The organism is Streptomyces sp. NPDC002573 (genome assembly GCF_042889625.1).
GTDB classification, from domain to species: Bacteria; Actinomycetota; Actinomycetes; order Streptomycetales; family Streptomycetaceae; genus Streptomyces; species Streptomyces gibsoniae.
This window is the reverse complement of the sequence record NZ_JBIARC010000003.1, coordinates 102,638-118,763: the sequence shown is the minus strand read 5'-3', so window position 1 is coordinate 118,763 and position 16,126 is coordinate 102,638. Positions and strand designations below refer to the sequence as shown.

General features: G+C 73.6%; 15 protein-coding genes, 2 pseudogenes and 1 riboswitch. Of the genes and pseudogenes, 10 read left to right on the top strand and 7 right to left on the bottom strand.

Features of this window, described 5'->3' with window-relative positions; genetic code table 11:
• Window positions 1-473: 473 nt before the first annotated feature.
• Both ACFYX0_RS04190 and metE read right to left on the bottom strand, forming a co-directional pair.
• Window positions 474-914, bottom strand: a complete 441-nt coding sequence (locus ACFYX0_RS04190) for a hypothetical protein (protein ID WP_388966514.1) — start codon at window positions 912-914, stop codon at window positions 474-476.
• A 26-nt stretch (window positions 915-940) separates the two neighbouring features.
• A pseudogene (metE, locus tag ACFYX0_RS04185) lies at window positions 941-2,682 on the bottom strand (5-methyltetrahydropteroyltriglutamate--homocysteine S-methyltransferase); the annotation flags it as partial.
• A 108-nt stretch (window positions 2,683-2,790) separates the two neighbouring features.
• Window positions 2,791-2,941: riboswitch (cobalamin riboswitch) on the bottom strand.
• Window positions 2,942-3,369: 428 nt separating this feature from the next.
• Between metE and ACFYX0_RS04180 the strand changes: the two are divergent.
• Window positions 3,370-3,993 (top strand): DUF6230 family protein, encoded by a 624-nt coding sequence (locus ACFYX0_RS04180; protein WP_388966110.1) that lies wholly within the window; start codon window positions 3,370-3,372, stop codon window positions 3,991-3,993.
• 121 nt (window positions 3,994-4,114) lie between these two features.
• The gene (locus ACFYX0_RS04175; RefSeq protein ID WP_388966107.1) at window positions 4,115-4,528 is read left to right on the top strand and encodes a DUF6114 domain-containing protein; all 414 of its coding nucleotides are present in this window, start codon (window positions 4,115-4,117) and stop codon (window positions 4,526-4,528) included.
• Window positions 4,529-4,704: 176 nt separating this feature from the next.
• On the opposite strand, the pseudogene ACFYX0_RS04170 reads toward ACFYX0_RS04175, so the two are convergent.
• Both ACFYX0_RS04170 and ACFYX0_RS04165 read right to left on the bottom strand, forming a co-directional pair.
• Window positions 4,705-4,959: pseudogene (locus tag ACFYX0_RS04170) on the bottom strand (LysE family translocator); the annotation flags it as partial.
• Window positions 4,929-5,195, bottom strand: coding sequence for a hypothetical protein (locus tag ACFYX0_RS04165; RefSeq protein ID WP_388966105.1), 267 nt, complete (start codon window positions 5,193-5,195; stop codon window positions 4,929-4,931). The gene ACFYX0_RS04165 and the pseudogene ACFYX0_RS04170, both read right to left, overlap by 31 nt.
• A 105-nt stretch (window positions 5,196-5,300) precedes the next feature.
• Here ACFYX0_RS04165 and ACFYX0_RS04160 point away from each other — a divergent pair, with 105 nt between their 5' ends.
• The 4 genes from ACFYX0_RS04160 (at window position 5,301) to ACFYX0_RS04145 (ending at window position 8,489) form a co-directional block, all read left to right on the top strand.
• Complete coding sequence (locus ACFYX0_RS04160) at window positions 5,301-5,651, top strand: LysR substrate-binding domain-containing protein (RefSeq protein ID WP_388966103.1); 351 nt, start codon at window positions 5,301-5,303, stop codon at window positions 5,649-5,651.
• A 105-nt stretch (window positions 5,652-5,756) separates the two neighbouring features.
• The gene (locus ACFYX0_RS04155; protein ID WP_388966101.1) at window positions 5,757-6,893 is read left to right on the top strand and encodes a molybdopterin-dependent oxidoreductase; all 1,137 of its coding nucleotides are present in this window, start codon (window positions 5,757-5,759) and stop codon (window positions 6,891-6,893) included.
• Window positions 6,890-7,294 carry a hypothetical protein gene (locus ACFYX0_RS04150; protein WP_388966098.1) on the top strand — a complete coding sequence of 135 codons (405 nt, stop codon included), beginning with the start codon at window positions 6,890-6,892 and terminating at the stop codon, window positions 7,292-7,294. The genes ACFYX0_RS04155 and ACFYX0_RS04150 overlap by 4 nt, the downstream gene beginning before the upstream one ends.
• Before the next feature lie 142 nt (window positions 7,295-7,436).
• Entirely contained in the window at window positions 7,437-8,489 is a 1,053-nt protein-coding gene (locus ACFYX0_RS04145) for an NAD-dependent epimerase/dehydratase family protein (RefSeq protein ID WP_311700314.1), read from the top strand.
• A 23-nt stretch (window positions 8,490-8,512) separates the two neighbouring features.
• Here ACFYX0_RS04145 and ACFYX0_RS04140 read toward each other — a convergent pair whose 3' ends face one another.
• On the bottom strand, window positions 8,513-9,625 hold the full coding sequence (locus ACFYX0_RS04140; protein ID WP_311700313.1) for a HAMP domain-containing sensor histidine kinase: 1,113 nt from the start codon (window positions 9,623-9,625) through the stop codon (window positions 8,513-8,515).
• Entirely contained in the window at window positions 9,615-10,349 is a 735-nt protein-coding gene (locus tag ACFYX0_RS04135; protein ID WP_311700312.1) for a response regulator transcription factor, read from the bottom strand. Before ACFYX0_RS04135 ends, ACFYX0_RS04140 begins: the two co-directional genes overlap by 11 nt.
• Before the next feature lie 167 nt (window positions 10,350-10,516).
• Between ACFYX0_RS04135 and ACFYX0_RS04130 the strand changes: the two genes are divergently transcribed.
• The 4 genes from ACFYX0_RS04130 to ACFYX0_RS04115 all read left to right on the top strand — a co-directional run bounded on the left by ACFYX0_RS04130 (window position 10,517) and on the right by ACFYX0_RS04115 (window position 14,320).
• A complete protein-coding gene (locus tag ACFYX0_RS04130) occupies window positions 10,517-11,287 on the top strand; it encodes a glycosyltransferase family 2 protein (RefSeq protein ID WP_388966097.1) in 771 nt (256 codons plus the stop codon).
• On the top strand, window positions 11,284-11,940 hold the full coding sequence (locus ACFYX0_RS04125; protein WP_311700310.1) for a DUF2064 domain-containing protein: 657 nt from the start codon (window positions 11,284-11,286) through the stop codon (window positions 11,938-11,940). Before ACFYX0_RS04130 ends, ACFYX0_RS04125 begins: the two co-directional genes overlap by 4 nt.
• Before the next feature lie 107 nt (window positions 11,941-12,047).
• Window positions 12,048-12,818 (top strand): class I SAM-dependent methyltransferase, encoded by a 771-nt coding sequence (locus ACFYX0_RS04120; protein WP_388966502.1) that lies wholly within the window; start codon window positions 12,048-12,050, stop codon window positions 12,816-12,818.
• Entirely contained in the window at window positions 12,815-14,320 is a 1,506-nt protein-coding gene (locus tag ACFYX0_RS04115) for a glycosyltransferase 87 family protein (protein ID WP_388966094.1), read from the top strand. Before ACFYX0_RS04120 ends, ACFYX0_RS04115 begins: the two co-directional genes overlap by 4 nt.
• On the opposite strand, the gene ACFYX0_RS04110 is transcribed toward ACFYX0_RS04115, so the two are convergent.
• Entirely contained in the window at window positions 14,315-15,913 is a 1,599-nt protein-coding gene (locus ACFYX0_RS04110; protein WP_388966091.1) for a PH domain-containing protein, read from the bottom strand. The genes ACFYX0_RS04115 and ACFYX0_RS04110 overlap by 6 nt on opposite strands.
• Window positions 15,914-16,126 lie beyond the last annotated feature (213 nt).

Here is a 16,126-nt window from a genome sequence, read left to right as displayed (position 1 = left end):
GGCGTTGACCCGCTGAGCGGCCTCGGCGAACGAGCCGCGGGCGGCCTCGATCGCGGCCAGTTTCGCCACCCCGTACGAATACATGCCGCCCGGCATGTTCAACACCGCGTCCGCGGGGTGCAGATCGGCGACGCCGGTCCCGCGGTAGGCGATCCTGGTCGCGGTGACCTTCCCGAACACCGTGCCCAGGATCCGGGTCCGGCCCCGCTCGATCCGGGTGCGCTCCACGCCGTGCGCGTCCACGACATCCGCGACCCGCACCTCGGTCAGCGCCCGCAGCCGCAGATGGTCCTGGAACAACGACCGGGTCACCTCGCGCATCGCCAAGCCGAGCATGTCCTCCAACTGCGAGTGCGTCATCGCCGCGGTGCCGGGACCCGCGAGGTCTGCTTTCACATGCTCGAACAAGCCGGCAGAAGCGGCGAACACGTCCTCGGCCGCGGCGAGCGCGCCACCGGCGGTCCCAGCCGCGCTCACCGGACACCCGCGGCGGAAAGCTCGAACAGCCCCGGCTCCGCCTCGACCAGGACACCGCGGGCGACCAGGCGCTTGAGTTTGCTCCGCATCGACTCCCCTTGCGAGTCCGTCGCCTCCGGCACCCCGATCGCGGCCAACACGGCCTTGCACCTCTTCGCACCGCTCTGCTCGGCGAACACCGCAGCGATCTGCCGGTAGGCCGGCGAAGTCACCGCCTGGTCCCCGCCCGCCTCCGCGGCCACCAGCAGCGCCGCGGCCTGCATCAACCCAGCCACCGGCACCGGCCCCAGGGTCTCGGACACCTCCGGGACCTCCGCAGACGAGTCGGCCGGGGCGGACAGCACCTCGTTCATCGTCTCCCGCGTGATCTGCAGCCTGGACAACTCGATCTCGACCTGCGACAACGACTCCGAGAGCCCGCCGATCTGCTCACGCAACCCCTCGGCCCGCGACCGGGCCGCGTGTTGTCCAGCGAGGCGCGGGTCTCGTCCCAGCCGCGGGTCTTCAAGCCGCAGTCGGGGTTGACCCACAGACGTTCGGCGGGGATGGCCTTCAGCCCCGTGCGCAGCAGATCCGCCGCCTCCTCGCTCGGGACGCGAGGTGAGTGGATGTCGTAGACCCCCGGTCCGGCCTCGCGTGGATAGCCGTGGGCGGCGAGTTCGCGGGCCACCTGCACATGGGAGCGGGCGGCTTCCAGGCTGATGACGTCGGCGTCGAGGTCGTCGATGGGCTGGACGATGTCGCCGAACTCGGCGTAGCACATATGGGTGTGGATCTGGGTGTCCGGGCGGACCCCGGCGGTGGTGAGCCGGAACGCCTCCGTGGCCCAGACCAGACGGGCGGGGCGGTCGGCGGTGCGCAGCGGCAGCGTCTCGCGCAGGGCGGGCTCGTCGACCTGGATGACCGACGTCCCGGCCGTCTCCAGGTCGTGGACCTCGTCGCGCAGGGCGAGGGCGACCTGCCGGGCGGTGTCGGCGAGGGGCTGGTCGTCGCGGACGAAGGATCAGGCGAGCATGGTGACCGGGCCGGTGAGCATGCCCTTGACGGGCCGGTCGGTGAGGGACCGGGCGTACGTCGTCCGGCACACCGTCATCGGCTCCGGGCGGGAGATGTCGCCGGCCAGGATCGGCGGGCGGACGTCGTGGCCGCCGTAGGACTGGACCCGCCGTGCTGGCTGGCGAGGTAGCCGGAGAGCTGTTCGGCGAAGTACTGGACCATGTCGTTGCGTTCGGGCTCGCCGTGCACGAGGACATCCAGTCCGGTCTTCTCCTGGACGGCGATGACCTCCCGGATCTCGGCCTTGATGCGCTCCTCGTACCCGCTCGTGTCGATCCGGCCCGCGCGCAGGTCGGCCGGGCGGTGCGCAGTTCGCCGGTCTGCGGGAAGGAGCCGACGGTGGTGGTCGGCAGCAGCGGCAGTTTGAGCCGGGCGCGTTGGGCCGTGGCCCGTTCGGTGTAGGGCTGGGAGCGGCGCGCGTCGGCCTCGGTGACGGCGGTGGCGCGGGCGCGGACGGCCGGTCGTGGGTGAGGGGGGAGCGGGCGCGGGACGTCAGATCGGCCCGGTTCGCGGCCAGTTCGGCGGCGATGGCGCCGGTGCCGTGGGACAGGCCCTTGGCGAGGGTGACGATCTCGGCGGTCTTCCGGCGGGCGAAGGCGAGCCAGCGCAGGATCTGCGGTGTCCCGTTCGGCCGCGGTGTCGAGGGGGACGTGCAGCACGGAGCAGGAGGCCGAGACGTCGACCCGGTCGGCCGGGCCGAGCAGGGTGCCGAGTGTGACGGGGGACTTCGACAGGTCGGCGGCCCAGATGTTGTGGCCGTTGACGACTCCGGCGACCAGACGCTTGCCGGACAGGCCGCCGGCCGCGGCCAGGTCGTCCAGGTTGGCGGCGGCGGCCTCGGTGAAGTCCAGCGCGAGTCCGTCGACCGGGGCCTTGGCGAGGACGGGCAGGGCGTCGCCCAGGCGGTCGAAGCAGGAGGCGACGAGCAGCTTGGGCCGGTCGGTGAGGGCGCCGATGTCGCGGTAGGCGCGGGCGAGGGCGGAGTTCGGCCGGGGAGCGGTCCTGGACCAGGGCGGGCTCGTCGAGTTGCACCCACTCGGCGCCGACGGCACGCAGGTCGGCGAGGACCTCGGCGTACACGGGCAGCAGACGGTCCAGCAGGGTGAGCGGGTCGAAGTCGGCGGGCACGCCGGGCGCGGGCTTGGCGAGCTGCGGTACGACCTCGAGCGCAGCGCCGTCGTCCGCCTGGTATGTACGCCGACCCGCCCTCGAGGTCACCGGGATGTCCGCGCACGAGTCGTTCGCACACGGGCAGTTGGGTGTTCGGACACGCGGGCACGTCCTCCCCGGGGAGGACACCTACTGGCCGTCGCTTCCCAGGCCCGTGCGTCGGACCCAGTGCGTATGACGGCGGTCGTTCCCGCTCACCGCTGCGGGGCAGTCCCGGATTCCCACCGGGTTCCCTCTTGCGACGCTCCCGCCTGGCGGACGGGGCGAACCAGCTGCACGGGTCAGCCCAAGGGGCCGTTCGGGGTCGCGGTGGTGCACGTCCGGCATTCGGATGGTGAGGTGGCACACGCAGTTGACGCGCGGTCGTCGTACGTGGGACGGGGCGAGGGCGGGAACCGCGTACGCGCGCTTCCCGCCCTTCCCCTGTGTGCGTCGCCGGCTCCCGCTGCCGGGGACGGGGCCCTTTGTGCAGGGTGGTGCGACACGGCCGGCCGGCGCCGGGACCGGCATCCGGATGGAGCCTGCGGCAGGCATATCACCCGACCGGCCGAGCTGACGTGCCGTCGGCTGTCGGGCCCGGAAGTCTAGACTCCGATATCAGCCACCAGTACTTCGCCTGCCCCTGTCCGGCACGGGTGGGGCCGCTCGCGCGACGGAGGAGGCGCCATGCTGTACCGCTCCGGCAGAACGTGCTGGAAGCGTTTCGCCACCGTCCTCCTCCCGGCCGTCGCCGCCGCGGCGGCCCTCGGTATCGGCATGGCACAAGGAGCGCTGGCCGCGTCGTTCTTCATCTCGGACCAGAAGTTCCAGCTCGCCGCGGACCGGCTGGCCGGCCGTGGCGTGAGCATCTACCCCGTTGTCGACGTGACTCGGAGCGGCACGCTGGTGCCGGTGGTGGTCCTGGGGTTCAACCATGCGGACGTCAAGAGACTGTGTGTGTCCGCGGTGATTCCGATCCCGGTGCTGGGCCCCTACACCCTGATGCTCACCAGTTCCGACCAGCAGACCGTGGAGGCGTCGAACCTGTTCATCGACACGACCTCCGTGAGAGCCGATCAGGTGAATTCACGCGACATCGACCTCGGTGTGGCGGCGGGTGCCATCCGGAAGGGGCCGATCAATCCGGGCGACAGGAACTCGCGGTTCTTCGATCCCAACGTTTTCGCTTCGCAGGTGAACGCGGCCGTCCTGACGAACGTGCGGGTGATCTCGGTCGCGTCCACCGCCGGCACGCTGAGCGTCCCGGGCTTCTACCTGCAGATCGAGCAGGGCAGTCACCAGTGTTTCTGACCCGCCCCTTCCCACGGTCGGCGCACGCGCCGTGGCGCTCAACCGCCGTATGCCTCCGTGAGCCCTCACCACAGGGAGCGACGTGTTCCTGGAACCTATCCACAAACGCCTGACACGCCGCGTGACCGCTGCCGAAGCGTGGTACGGATTCGGCGAGTGGCGGGGGGAACGGCCCTTCTGGGCAGGGCTGTTCACGTTCGTGGCGGGGCTGCCCATCATGTACTTCCCCTATACGCATCTGAATCTGCAGGGCATCGCGCTGGCCCTGTCGACCACGTCGGGGGCGGCGTCCCTGATCATCGGGGTGCTGCTCGTGGTCCTGGGCGTCTCCCTGTGGTTCCAGCAGCATGTGCGCGTGTTCGCCGGGATCGCCGCCCTGCTGCTCTCCCTCGCCTCGTTCCCCCTCGCGAACTTCGGGGGCCTGTTCATCGGCCTGTCCTGCGGCCTGATCGGCGGATCCCTGGCCTGCGCCTGGATCCCGCCCGAGGACGCCGTCGAGCCGCTGTCCCGGGAGGACGTGCGTACCGGGGGATGACCTCGCGTTCGCCGGGCGCTCGTCTCAGGCGCCCGCCGCGACCGCCACGCCCGGCACGAGCAGGACGACGCCGGTGACCACCCCGAGCCCCCGGGCACGGCCGGCCTGGTCACCAGCGCGCGCCCCCGATGGACCAGCCAGGTGAACAGGAGATACCAGCAGGCGTTGACCAGCGCCCACACCCAGCCCAGAGCGGCGCTGGACAGAAAGACCGGGCCGGACGCCGTGACGAACTGCGGCAGTATCGACACGGCGAACACACCCGCCTTGGGGTTGCCGAGACTTGTGCCGAGCCCCATGACGAAGCCACCCGGAAAACCGGTGCGAGTCCTCCCCTCACCCGTCGGTGACTCGGCGTCCCCGGCGGCCGGGCCGGATGAGGCGGCCGGGCGTGCGGCCATCAGGGTCCGCACCCCGAGCGCCACCAGCACGACGCCGCCCAGGATCCGTACGGTGGCGTACGCCCGGGGACTCGCCAGCAGGACCGCCGACCGGCCGCCGCGGCCATGGACCGGAGCAGCAGCCCGGCCGCGTTGCCGGCGATCGTGCCGCGTGCCGTGCGCAGTCCGCCCGCCAGCACCTGACGGATCATGACGGCCTGGCCGGCGCCCGGGAGCATGGCCAGGAGCCAGGTGGTGACCAGGAACGCGGGCAGATGGCGGGGCACAGGGCGGCCCTCCGGGGGTGGGTTCGTCGGGAACCCCCTCAGACTCGCCCGATCAGATGATGTAAGAGAAGTTAAGGACTCAGGGTGCCGTATTAAGCTGATTTCATGCTGGTGGATCCCGCGCAATTGGGCCACCTCGCCCGACAGCAGTTCGACCGGGCCGCGAGCACGGCGGGGTTCACCCCCGACGTCCGCTTCGAGACCGAGTCCTACGACGTCGCCCAGGCCCTCGTGGGCGCGGGCAGCGGGGTGGCCCTGGTTTCGCGTCTGGCCCTGACGCATGTCCCGGGCACGACCCACCGCGAGTTGGTCGGGCCGGGGCTCCACCGCGACATCCACGCGGTGACCCGGGCCGATCCGGCGCTCACCCCGCTGGTGGAGGTGTTCCTCGGGCTGCTGCGCGACGTCGCGCGCGAACGGACCGCCACCTGGCAGGAGACTCCTGCGGACGGCTGACGCCCCGCCGTCCGAGGCGGGCGGCGCCCCGCTCGGGGCGGATGTCCCTGTTCCGTAAGGGGTTCGGGCATTCCGAGGTGGCGTCGCGGCGGCTGGGATGGGGGCATGGAACAGCGTTTCTCTCCACCCGTGTTCAGAGGCAGGCTGCACGACGCCCGCACGGCGACCGTGATCGGCCGGTGGCTGGGTCTGGCGTTCGCGGTGTGCTTCGTCACCGGCCTGGTCAGCCATGTCCTGCAGCATCCGCCGTCCTGGGCCGCCGACGAGCTGCCGAGCCGCCCGGCGTGGGGCTACCGGCTCACCCAGGGACTCCATGTCGCCTCCGGCATCGCCGCGATCCCGCTGCTGCTCGCCAAGTTGTGGACGGTGTATCCGCGCCTGTTCGCATGGCCGCCCGTACGGTCGCTCCGTCATGCGCTGGAGCGGCTGTCGGTGGGCGTGCTGGTCGCGGCGGCCGTGTTCGAGGTGGCCACCGGGCTGCTGAACACCGTGCAGTGGTACCCCTGGTCGTTCTCGTTCGTGCCGGTGCACTACGCGACGGCGTGGCTGATCATCGGGGCGCTGGTGCTGCACCTGGCGGTCAAGGCTCCGGAGATCCGGGCCCATTGGACCGGGCGGTCGCCCGGGACGCTGGCCCTGCCCGAGCAGGACGCCGTCGACCGGCGCTCGTTGCTGGCCGGCGTCGGTGCGGCGGTCGGTGCGGTCACACTGACTACGGTGGGCCAGTCCTTCACCCCGCTGAAGGATCTCGATCTGCTCGCGCCCCGTCATCCGGACCACGGCCCGCAGGGCCTGCCGGTCAACCGGACCGCCGCCGCGGCCGGGGTCGGCCGGGTCCCCGCCGAGCGCTACCGGCTGGTGGTCTCCGGCCCGCGCCCCTACGTCCTCACACTGGACGAGCTGCGGGCCCTGCCGCAGCACGAGGTGGAGTTGCCGATCGCCTGCGTGGAGGGCTGGAGCAGGTCGGCCCGCTGGACGGGCGTGCGGATCAGGGATCTGCTGGAGCTGGCGGGTGCCCCGCCGCACGCGCGGGTGCGGGTGGAGTCGCTGCAACTCCGGGGCGGCTACCGGGTGTCGGAGATGGGGCACGAGTACGCCCGTGACCCGCTGACCCTGCTCGCGCTGCGTCTGAACGGGCGGGAACTCACCCCCGACCACGGCTACCCGGCCCGTGTCATCGCCCCCGACCGGCCCGGTGTGCTCCAGACCAAGTGGGTCGGGCGGCTGGAGGTGCTGTCATGAAGGTGATGCGGATCCTGGCGGGCCTGGCGGGTGCGGCGCTCATGGGTGTCGGTGTGTCCCTGCTGTCGGACGCGGGCGACCTGACAGGGGTACTGCTCTGGCTCGGCGGAGCCCTGTTGCTCCATGACGCGGTGATCGCCCCACTGGTGCTGGTCGTCGGGCTGCTGCTGGTGCGCGGCGCCGGGCGGGGTCCGGTGCGCGGGGCGCTGGTGGTCGCGGGCGCGTTGACCGTGGTGGCGCTGCCGGTGCTGCTGCGTCCCGGCCCCACCGCAAACTCCTCCGTGCTGCCGCTGGATTACCCGCGCAACTGGCTGCTCGCCCTCGGGGCCGTGGCGACGGTGACGGCGCTGCTGACGGCCGCTCGTGGGTTTGTCCGTCGCCGACGGCCGCCCTCTCCTTGAAGTCCGTCGTGAGGGTCGTCGGTCAGGGCCGTGACGGGGAACGCCCCCGGGCGACGTCCTCGGCGAGCGGAAGGCTTACGAACCCCTGACGTCCGGGCGCCGAACGGTCCGCCGCCGGGTGTGCGGCTCTACGGTCGGTGACATGTTGATCCTGGTCACCGGAGGCGCGGGCTTCATCGGCTCGCACATCGTCAGTTCCCTCATGAGCGCCGGGCACACGGTGCGCGTCCTCGACGCCGTGCTGCCAGCCGCCCACCGCAGCGCGCCGTCCCTGCCCCCAGGGGCCGAATGGCGGCACGCGGACGTCCGTGACGCGCAGGCCGTGGCCGACGCCCTGCGCGGAGTGGACGCGGTGTGCCACCAGGCCGCCATGGTCGGACTGGGCAAGGACTTCGCCGACGCCCCCGACTATGTGAGCTGCAACGACCTGGGCACCGCGGTGCTCCTGGCCGGCATGGCGGCGGCCGGGGTGCGCCGACTGGGGCTGGCCGGCTCCATGGTGGTGTACGGCGAGGGGCGCTACACCTGCCCGGCCCACGGCCCGGTCCGGCCGGGGCCCCGCCGGGTGGCGGACCTGGACGCGGGACGTTTCGAACCACCCTGCCCGCACTGCGGTGAACCGCTCGCCGCCGGGCTGGTGGACGAGGAGGCGCCCGTCGACCCGCGCAACGTGTACGCCACCACCAAGCTCGCCCAGGAGCACCTTGCCGCCGCCTGGGCACGGGCCACGGGCGGGCGGGTGGCGGTGCTCCGCTACCACAACGTGTACGGGCCCGGAATGCCGCGCGACACCCCCTACGCGGGCGTCGCCTCGCTCTTCCGTTCCGCGCTGGAGCGCGGCGAGGCCCCGCGTGTCTTCGAGGACGGCGGCCAGCGGCGGGACTTCGTGCACGTACGGGACGTCGCCTCCGCCAACCTCGTGGCGCTGGACGCGGTGGACGGGCTGCCGGAGGGGACCCTGCGGGCGTACAACGTGGGCAGCGGTGAGCCCCACACGGTGGGGGAGATGGCAGCTGCGCTGGCCGGGGCGTACGGCGGACCGCCGCCGGTTGTCACGGGGGAGTACCGGCTCGGCGACGTCCGCCACATCACGGCCTCCGCGGACCGGCTCCGCGCCGAACTGGGCTGGAAGCCGCAGGTCGCCTTCGCTGAGGGAATGGCGGAGTTCGCGGGGGCGCCGCTGCGCGACGGCTGACGTTCCGCTGTCGCGTGCGACCCTCAGCTCGCCGCCGGCAGGCGGACCTCGAAGCGGCAGCCGCCCGGGACGTTGCGTACGGCGGCCTGGCCGCGGTGGGCCTCCACGATGCCGCGCACGATGGCCAGGCCGAGCCCGGCGCCGGCGGGCGGGGTACGGGCGTGGGTGCCGCGCCAGCCGGTGTCGAAGACGCGGGGCAGGTCCTCGGGCGGGATGCCGCCGCAGCCGTCGGTGACCGAGAGCACGACGCTGTCGGCATCCCGGCGCGCGGAGACGGCGACCGTGCTGTCGGCGGGAGTGCGACGGATGGCGTTGACGAGCAGATTGGCCAGGACACGGGACATCTCCCGGCCGTCGACCTCGACCGGCACGGGCTCGACCCCGTCGTCGACGAGCCGTACCTTGTGCTCCCTGGCCAGCGCGTCGGCGCCCGCTATGGCGTCGCCGACGAGGTCGTAGACCGACATCCGGGTGGGCGACAGGGCGAGGACGCCGGCCTGGATGCGGGAGAGCTCGAACAGATCGCTGACCATGTCGCTCATGCGTTCGACCTCGGCGCCGATACGCGTGTGGTAGACGGCGGGATCCTCGACCATGCCGTCCTCCAGGGCCTCGGTCATCGCCCGCAGCCCGGCCAGTGGGGTGCGCAGGTCGTGGGAGATCCAGGCGACCAGTTCACGGCGCGAGGCCTCCAGGGCCCGCTCCCGCTCCCGGGAGGCGGTGAGCTTGGCGCTGGTGGCGGCGAGCTGACGGCTCAGCTCGGCGAGTTCGGCGGTGGGGGCGGCGCTGGGCGGGGTGAAGCTCCCCTCGTCGCCGAGGGCCCGGGTGGCCTCGGCCAGGGCCCGGCTGCCCCTGACGACGCTGCGGCCCAGGACGAGCGCGACCACCAGGGAGACGACCGCCGCCATGGCGCACACGGTCGTCACGACCCACAGATCGTGGTCGGACAGGAGCATCGCCCAGGCCACCAGAAGGGTGCCGCCGAGCATCGCCGCGATCGTGACGGCCGCGACGACGGCCAGCGACAGCGCGACCGAGCGGCGGCGCAGCAGTCGCAGCACGACCGCGCCGCCCAGGCCGGCGGCCACCGCGCCGATCAACGCGTACAGGGCGATGAGCAGCGTGTCACCGAGCATGTCCGGCTCCGTTCTCGTCGGGGCCGTTCGGCCGGGGAGGGTCGAAGCGGTAGCCGACTCCCCACACGGTGCTGATCAGATGGGGGTGCGCCGGGTCGTCCTCGATCTTCTCGCGCAGACGCCGCACATGAACGGTGACGGTCGACAGGTCGCCGAACTCCCAGCCCCACACCTGGCGCATGAGGTCCTCGCGGGTCGTCGCCCGGCCCGGGTGGCGCAGGAAGAACTCCAGCAGATCGAACTCCCGGATGGTGAGGGCGAGTTCCGCCCCGTCGCGGGTGGCGCGCCGGGCGACGGGGTCCAGGGCGAGCGGGCCGGCCCGCAGCCAGGACTCCGCGGGTTCGGTACGGGCCGCCACCGGTGTTCCGGCGCGGCGCAGGACGGACTCCACGCGCAGCACGAGTTCGCGGGGGCTGAACGGCTTGGTGACGTAGTCGTCGGCGCCGACCTCCAGGCCGAGGATGCGGTCCTCCTCGTCGCCCCGCGCGGTCAGCATGATCACGGGCAGGGGGCCGTCCTCGCGGATGCGCCTGCAGACCTCCAGACCGTCCATGCCGGGCAGCATCAGATCCAGTACGACCAGGTCGGGCGGCCGGGCGACGGCGAGGGCCACGGCGGCGGGGCCGTCGGCTGCCAGCTCGACGGCGAAGCCCGCCCGGTCCAGATAGCCGGCGACGACCTCCGAGACGGTCGGGTCGTCGTCCACGACGAGTACGCGTTTCACGCCCCCGAGTCTCGCACCACCGTTCGGCCGGCCGTCGGGAGCCGCGGGCGACGTCAGAGATCCGTAAGACGGGGAGCGGGCGAGCGATCCGTGCGCAGGGCGGACGTCAGCGATCCGTAAGGTCGCCAATTCCCTTTTGCCCGTTGTGCGTTCGTAGGGTGAGTGGGGTGATCGAGACATCCCTCCCCTCTCCCTCCGTGCCTCCGCCGGTCGACGTCGTGCTGCCCTGCCTCGACGAGGCCGAGGCCCTGCCCTGGGTGCTGGACCGGATCCCGCCGGGCTGGCGCGCGATCGTCGTCGACAACGGCTCGACCGACGGCTCGGCGGACGTGGCCCGCTCCCTCGGGGCCCTTGTGGTCCGGGAGCCGCACCGCGGCTTCGGTGCCGCCTGCCACGCCGGGCTGGCCGCCGCCACGGCCGACGTGGTCTGCTTCTGCGACTGCGACGCCTCCCTCGACCCCGCGCTGCTGCCGGCCCTCACGGGGCCGGTCCTCGACGGCTCCGCCGACCTGGTCCTCGGCCGGCGGCGGCCCACCACCCTCGGCGCCTGGCCCCTGCACGCCCGGCTGGCCAACCTGGAGCTGGCCCGGCTGATCCGAAGGCGCACCGGACTGCGCCTGCGCGACCTCGGCCCGATGCGTGCCGGCCGCCGCGAGGCGCTGCTCGCCCTGGACCTGACCGACCGGCGGTCCGGCTATCCGTTGCAGATGGTGGTCCGCGCCGCCGACGCCGGCTGGCGCGTCCGGGAGACGGACGTGCCCTACCACCCGCGCACCGGCCGTTCCAAGGTGACCGGCACCTGGCGCGGCACCTGGCAGGCGGTACGGGACATGAGCGCCGTCCTCACCGAATCGCCCACCGCGGACGCGGCGCGGAGAACCACCGCCGGACCCGCGGACATCGCGCGCGTCACCGGCGCCACCGGAGCCGGACGATGAGCGCCCGGGGCACGGCCACAGGACCGGCCACGCTGCTGGTCATCGCCAAGGAGCCCGTACCCGGGCGGGTCAAGACCCGGCTCACCCCGCCGTACACGCCGCAGCAGGCGGCCGAGCTGGCCGAGGCCGCCCTCGCCGACACCCTCCACACGGTGCTCCGGACCGCCGCCAGGCGCCGTGTCCTCGTGCTGGACGGCGTTCCCGGCTCCTGGCTGCCCCCGGGGTTCGACGTCGTACCCCAGGCACCGGGCGGCCTGGACGAGCGGATCGCGGCCGCCTTCGCCCACTGCGCCGACGGTCCCGCGCTCCTGATCGGCATGGACACTCCCCAGCTGAATCCCGGTCTTCTCGCCGATGTCGGCCGGGACGGCCACGACGCCTGGTTCGGACCGGCCGCCGACGGCGGGTTCTGGGCGCTGGGCCTGGCCGATCCGGCACGGGCCGGGGCCCTGGTGCGGGGCGTGCCCATGTCCACCGACCGTACCGGCGCGATCCAGCGAGACCGTCTCACGGCGGCAGGGCTGTCGGTGGGCGATCTGCCGGTGCTGCGTGACGTGGACACCGCCGCCGACGCGGCCGAGGCCGCCGTCCGTTGCGCACCCGGCTCCCGCTTCGCAACCACTGTGGACCGCCTGACGGAGGTCGTACGGTGAGCGCCACGGCAACCGGCGCGGCGTCCCGCACGGAGTCCACCGCCGCCCAGTGGCCGGGGCCGGCCCCGGCGGGCCCCCTGACCCCCCGATCCCTGACTCCCCAACCCTTGATTCCGCAGCCCGCCCCGCCCCGCACAGCCACCCCCGACACCACCCGGCTCGCCCCGGTGCCGCCGGGTGAACCTTGGACGGACGACCCCTACGCCCACGCCCTGCGCACGGGCCGCGGCCCGCTGTATCTGCGCCGCATGTGCCAGGGCACGCGGCAGGAACTGCTGCTCCTGGACGTGGAGCGCTGGTGCACCGCGCCCGACGCCGCGGACACGAGCGTGCTCCGCCGCTGCACCGGCCCGGTGCTGGACGTCGGCTGCGGTCCCGGACGCCTGGTCGCCGCCCTGGCCGCCCGTGGCCTGCCGGCGCTGGGCGTGGACGTCAGCCCGGCCGCCGTCGCCCGGACCCGGAGCCTCGGCGGATCCGCGCTGCGGCGATCCGTCTTCGATCGCCTGCCGAAGGAGGGCCGGTGGGACACCGTCCTGCTGATGGACGGCAACGTCGGCATCGGCGGGGACCCGGCCGTGCTGCTGGCCCGGCTGCGTGATCTGGTCCGTCCCGGCGGGCGGCTGCTGGCCGAGGCGGCCCCGCAGGACGTGGACGAACGTCTCACCGTCCGCGTCGAGGACGCCCACGGCCGCCACGGCCGTCCCTTCGCCTGGGCCCGCCTCGGCACCACGGCGCTCGCGCGTGCCGCCGAGGCCACGGGCTGGATCCTCACCGGCCGCTGGACGGCCGACGGCCGCCCCTTCGTGGAACTCCACCGCCCCGGACCTGGCCACCCGGACGCAGGTCCCACGGCCGCGGAAGGGCCCGACCACCGATGAGCGACACCGCCCCCGCACTCCCGCGCGACGCCCTGACATCCGCGCGGCACCCGCTCCCCGGACCCGCCGCACCTTCGAACCGCGGGGCGGTCCGGATCCGTGTCGGCGTCACCGTGGTCCTCCTCGCCGCGCTCACCGCGGTGGTCGTCGGCACCCTCCGCGCCGGCGACAACATCGGCGCCCCCGGCCCCCTGCTCACCGGTTACGGCGTCGCCTGGACCCTGTTCGCCGCCGCGGTGTGGACCGTGCGGAAGGTTCCGGCACGTGCCGCGACCGGGCTCGTGCTGGCCGGTGCGGCAGCCGTGGTGCTCGCCGGGCTCGCCGCGCCGCCCCGCACCAGCGACGACATGTACCGCTACGCCTGGGACGGCCGGGTTCAGGCGGCCGGTGTCTCCCCCTACGCCCACCCGCCCGCGGCACCCGAACTGGCTCCGCTGCGCGACGACTGGCTGTTCCCCACCCGGGCGGCGTGCGAGGGCTGGGGACTCCATCGGACCGACAGCGGTCTGTGCGTCCGTATCAACCGTCCCACCGTCCCCACCATTTACCCCCCGGTCGCCGAGGGCTGGTTCCTCGCCGTCCATGCCGTCTCTCCGCCGGACAGTCGCCACAAGCCGCTTCAAGTCGGCGGCGCGGCACTCGCGTTCGGCACCACCGTGGCCCTGCTCGCGGTACAGCGCCGGCGCGGGGACCCGCAACGGGCCCCGGCCCGGGCCGCGTTGTGGGCCTGGTGCCCGGCTGTGCCCTTCGAAGCGGTCGACAACGCCCATGTCGACACCCTCGGCGTGCTGCTCACCGTCCTGGCGCTCGGCACCGCGACCGCCGGTGCCCGCCGTGGCGCGCTGCTGGGTGCCGCGATCGCCGTGAAGCTGCTGCCGGTCCTGGCGCTGCCCGGAGCCCTGTCCGGGCAGCGGGGCCCGGCACGGATCCTGCGGCTGGGTGCGGCTGCCGTCGTGGCGGTCGCCCTCACGTACGTGCCCTACGTGGCGATGTCGGGCACGGGCGTCCTCGGCTATCTGCCCGGCTACCTCCACGAGGAGGGCTACGAACCCGGGGACGTACGCCGCTTCGCGCTGCTGCGGCTCCTGCTGCCGGACGCCGCCGCCGAAGTGACGGCGGCCCTGCTGCTCGCGCTGGTCGCCCTGTACGTGTGGGGCCGCAGCGACCCGAACCGGCCCTGGAGCGGTGCCCTGCTGCTCACGGGCACCGCGCTGCTCCTGTTCTCGCCGAACTACCCCTGGTACTCCCTGCTCGTCATCGCCCTCGTGGCGCTGGACGGGCGCTGGGAATGGCTGACCGTCACCCTGGCCGGCACCGCCCTCTATCTCGCCGGCCGGCTGCTGCCCGGCTTCCCGCTCCAGGCTTGGGCATACGGGGTGGCCGCCGTGGCCGTCACGGCCGGTGCCTGTCTGCGCTCCGGCCGGGCCCGGCGCCTGCCGACGCCAGGCCGCGGCCAGCCTTGGCTCACGGCCCGGACGCAGGCCGCCGGGAGGCGGTCATGACTCGGGGGCCGCGGTGGTCACGGTGGCCTTGGCCGAGTGCAGTGCGCGCAGGATGCGGGCCAGATCGGCGGGCGCGGCGGCGAGGCGGACCGGCCGGCCCGCATCGTCGAGTTCGGCGATGTGCCAGCTCGTGGGGACGGTGTCGCCCTCGTCGCCCCGGGGGCGCCGCACCGTCCCGGCGGTGAGCCGCTCCGCCGGTATCCGTTTCGCCGCGAACCGGCCCGGGCCGGGGTGGGGCGTCACGGCGGGCGGCTCGCCGGCTCCGAGGACGATGTGGGTGCCGAAACGGCGCGGGTTGTAGTCGGTGTGCTCCAGGAAGCGGGCGGCGAGGAAGACCGCCGTCTCCTGATCGCCGGATCCACCCGTCGGTTCCGTCGCTCCGGTGTCCTCGGCCGCCTCGGGTGGACGGATCCGGGTGACGTGCCAGGCCCAGGCGAACAGGCCCAGCGTGACCAGTGCGCCCCCGGCCGCCCAGGTGATCGTCGCGGGGGAGGAGAGCAGGGTCGTGGGGTGCAGGTAGCAGAGCGGCAGCAGCCACAGCGCGGTACCGACGAGTGCGCCCGCGAACGGAAGGGCCGACGGGAGGACTTCGTCGTCGGGCGGCCGCCGTCCGCGCAGGCGCAGCAGGAGCAGGGCGCCGGGGTAGCCTGCGGCGAGTGCCGACACGGCCGCGATGACGGCCATCTCGCCGCCCGTGGTCATGTGCTCGTGCCATACATAATGCGCTCCGGCGACCTCCGTCACCTGACCGCGCCAGACGGTCAGTTCGGCCTTGTCACCCGCCTCGAACGCCTCGGCGGCCTCGTAGGAGACCTCGAGCCGCTCGATCGGGCGACGGTCGGCGAAGTACACCCAGCTCCTCTGCTTGGGCGGGCGGGCCCCGGTCCGGGCGATCACGGCCCGCAGGGTGGTCAGGCAGTCCTCCCCGGCCCCTCGGCTGCGCGCGGTTCGCTCGGCGGGCGCCCCGGTGGCACACGGGACGGCCGACCGCCACGCCTGCTCGTCCGACGCGGTGCTCGGCACGAACCACGCGGCGAGTCCCGCGCCCGCGAGCAGCAGCACGCACAGGACCGAGGACCCGGCCCAGCCACGCCCGGCGGTGCGCTCCGAGACGACCAGGACGCGGCCCGGCTCCGGAGCCCCGTGACGGCGGTGCAGCGCGCGCAGCGCCTCCAACTGCGCGTCGAAGTCCGGGTCGTCGGCCGACCGGCTCTTCGGCAGGGGCAGCAGCCGCTTGTGTCCGTCATGCAGCACCAGGACCACGCGACGGGTCTCCTGGGATCGGGAGGTGTGCGCGTACTTCAGGCGTACCCGCAGATCGGCGATGTCGTGCCACGGCACGCTCCGGCGGCCCAGCAGCGTCCGCACGCGCAGCCCGGAGCTGTCGGCGCTCACCTGGGCCGTGACCCCGTACAGCGACGCGAGGCCCCCGAGCGCGAGCAGCAGACCGAGGGCCGCCCCCGCGTCGAGGACCGTGCCCCGCTGGGCCACGCGCACCGCCGCCAGGATCGCACCTGCCGCCCCGAGTCCGGCGAAGAACCACCGGACGCGTCTCCCCCGGGGGCGGCAGACGACTTCCAGGACATCTCTCATGCGCGGAATCCTGTCACTGCGGTGGTTCCCGCATCCGTACGGGGTGTGACGGCTTCCCGGCCGGAATCGCCGTCGGACCATGGAGGACGAGGCGTGGGCCGCCGTCCGCGGTCCGGGGAGCGTTCCGGCCGCGTGGAGGTCGTCACACCGGGGACGAAGATGCATACGTGAGCGCCCATGGCGGGCAGATGATGGACCGGCCGGTCGCGGTCC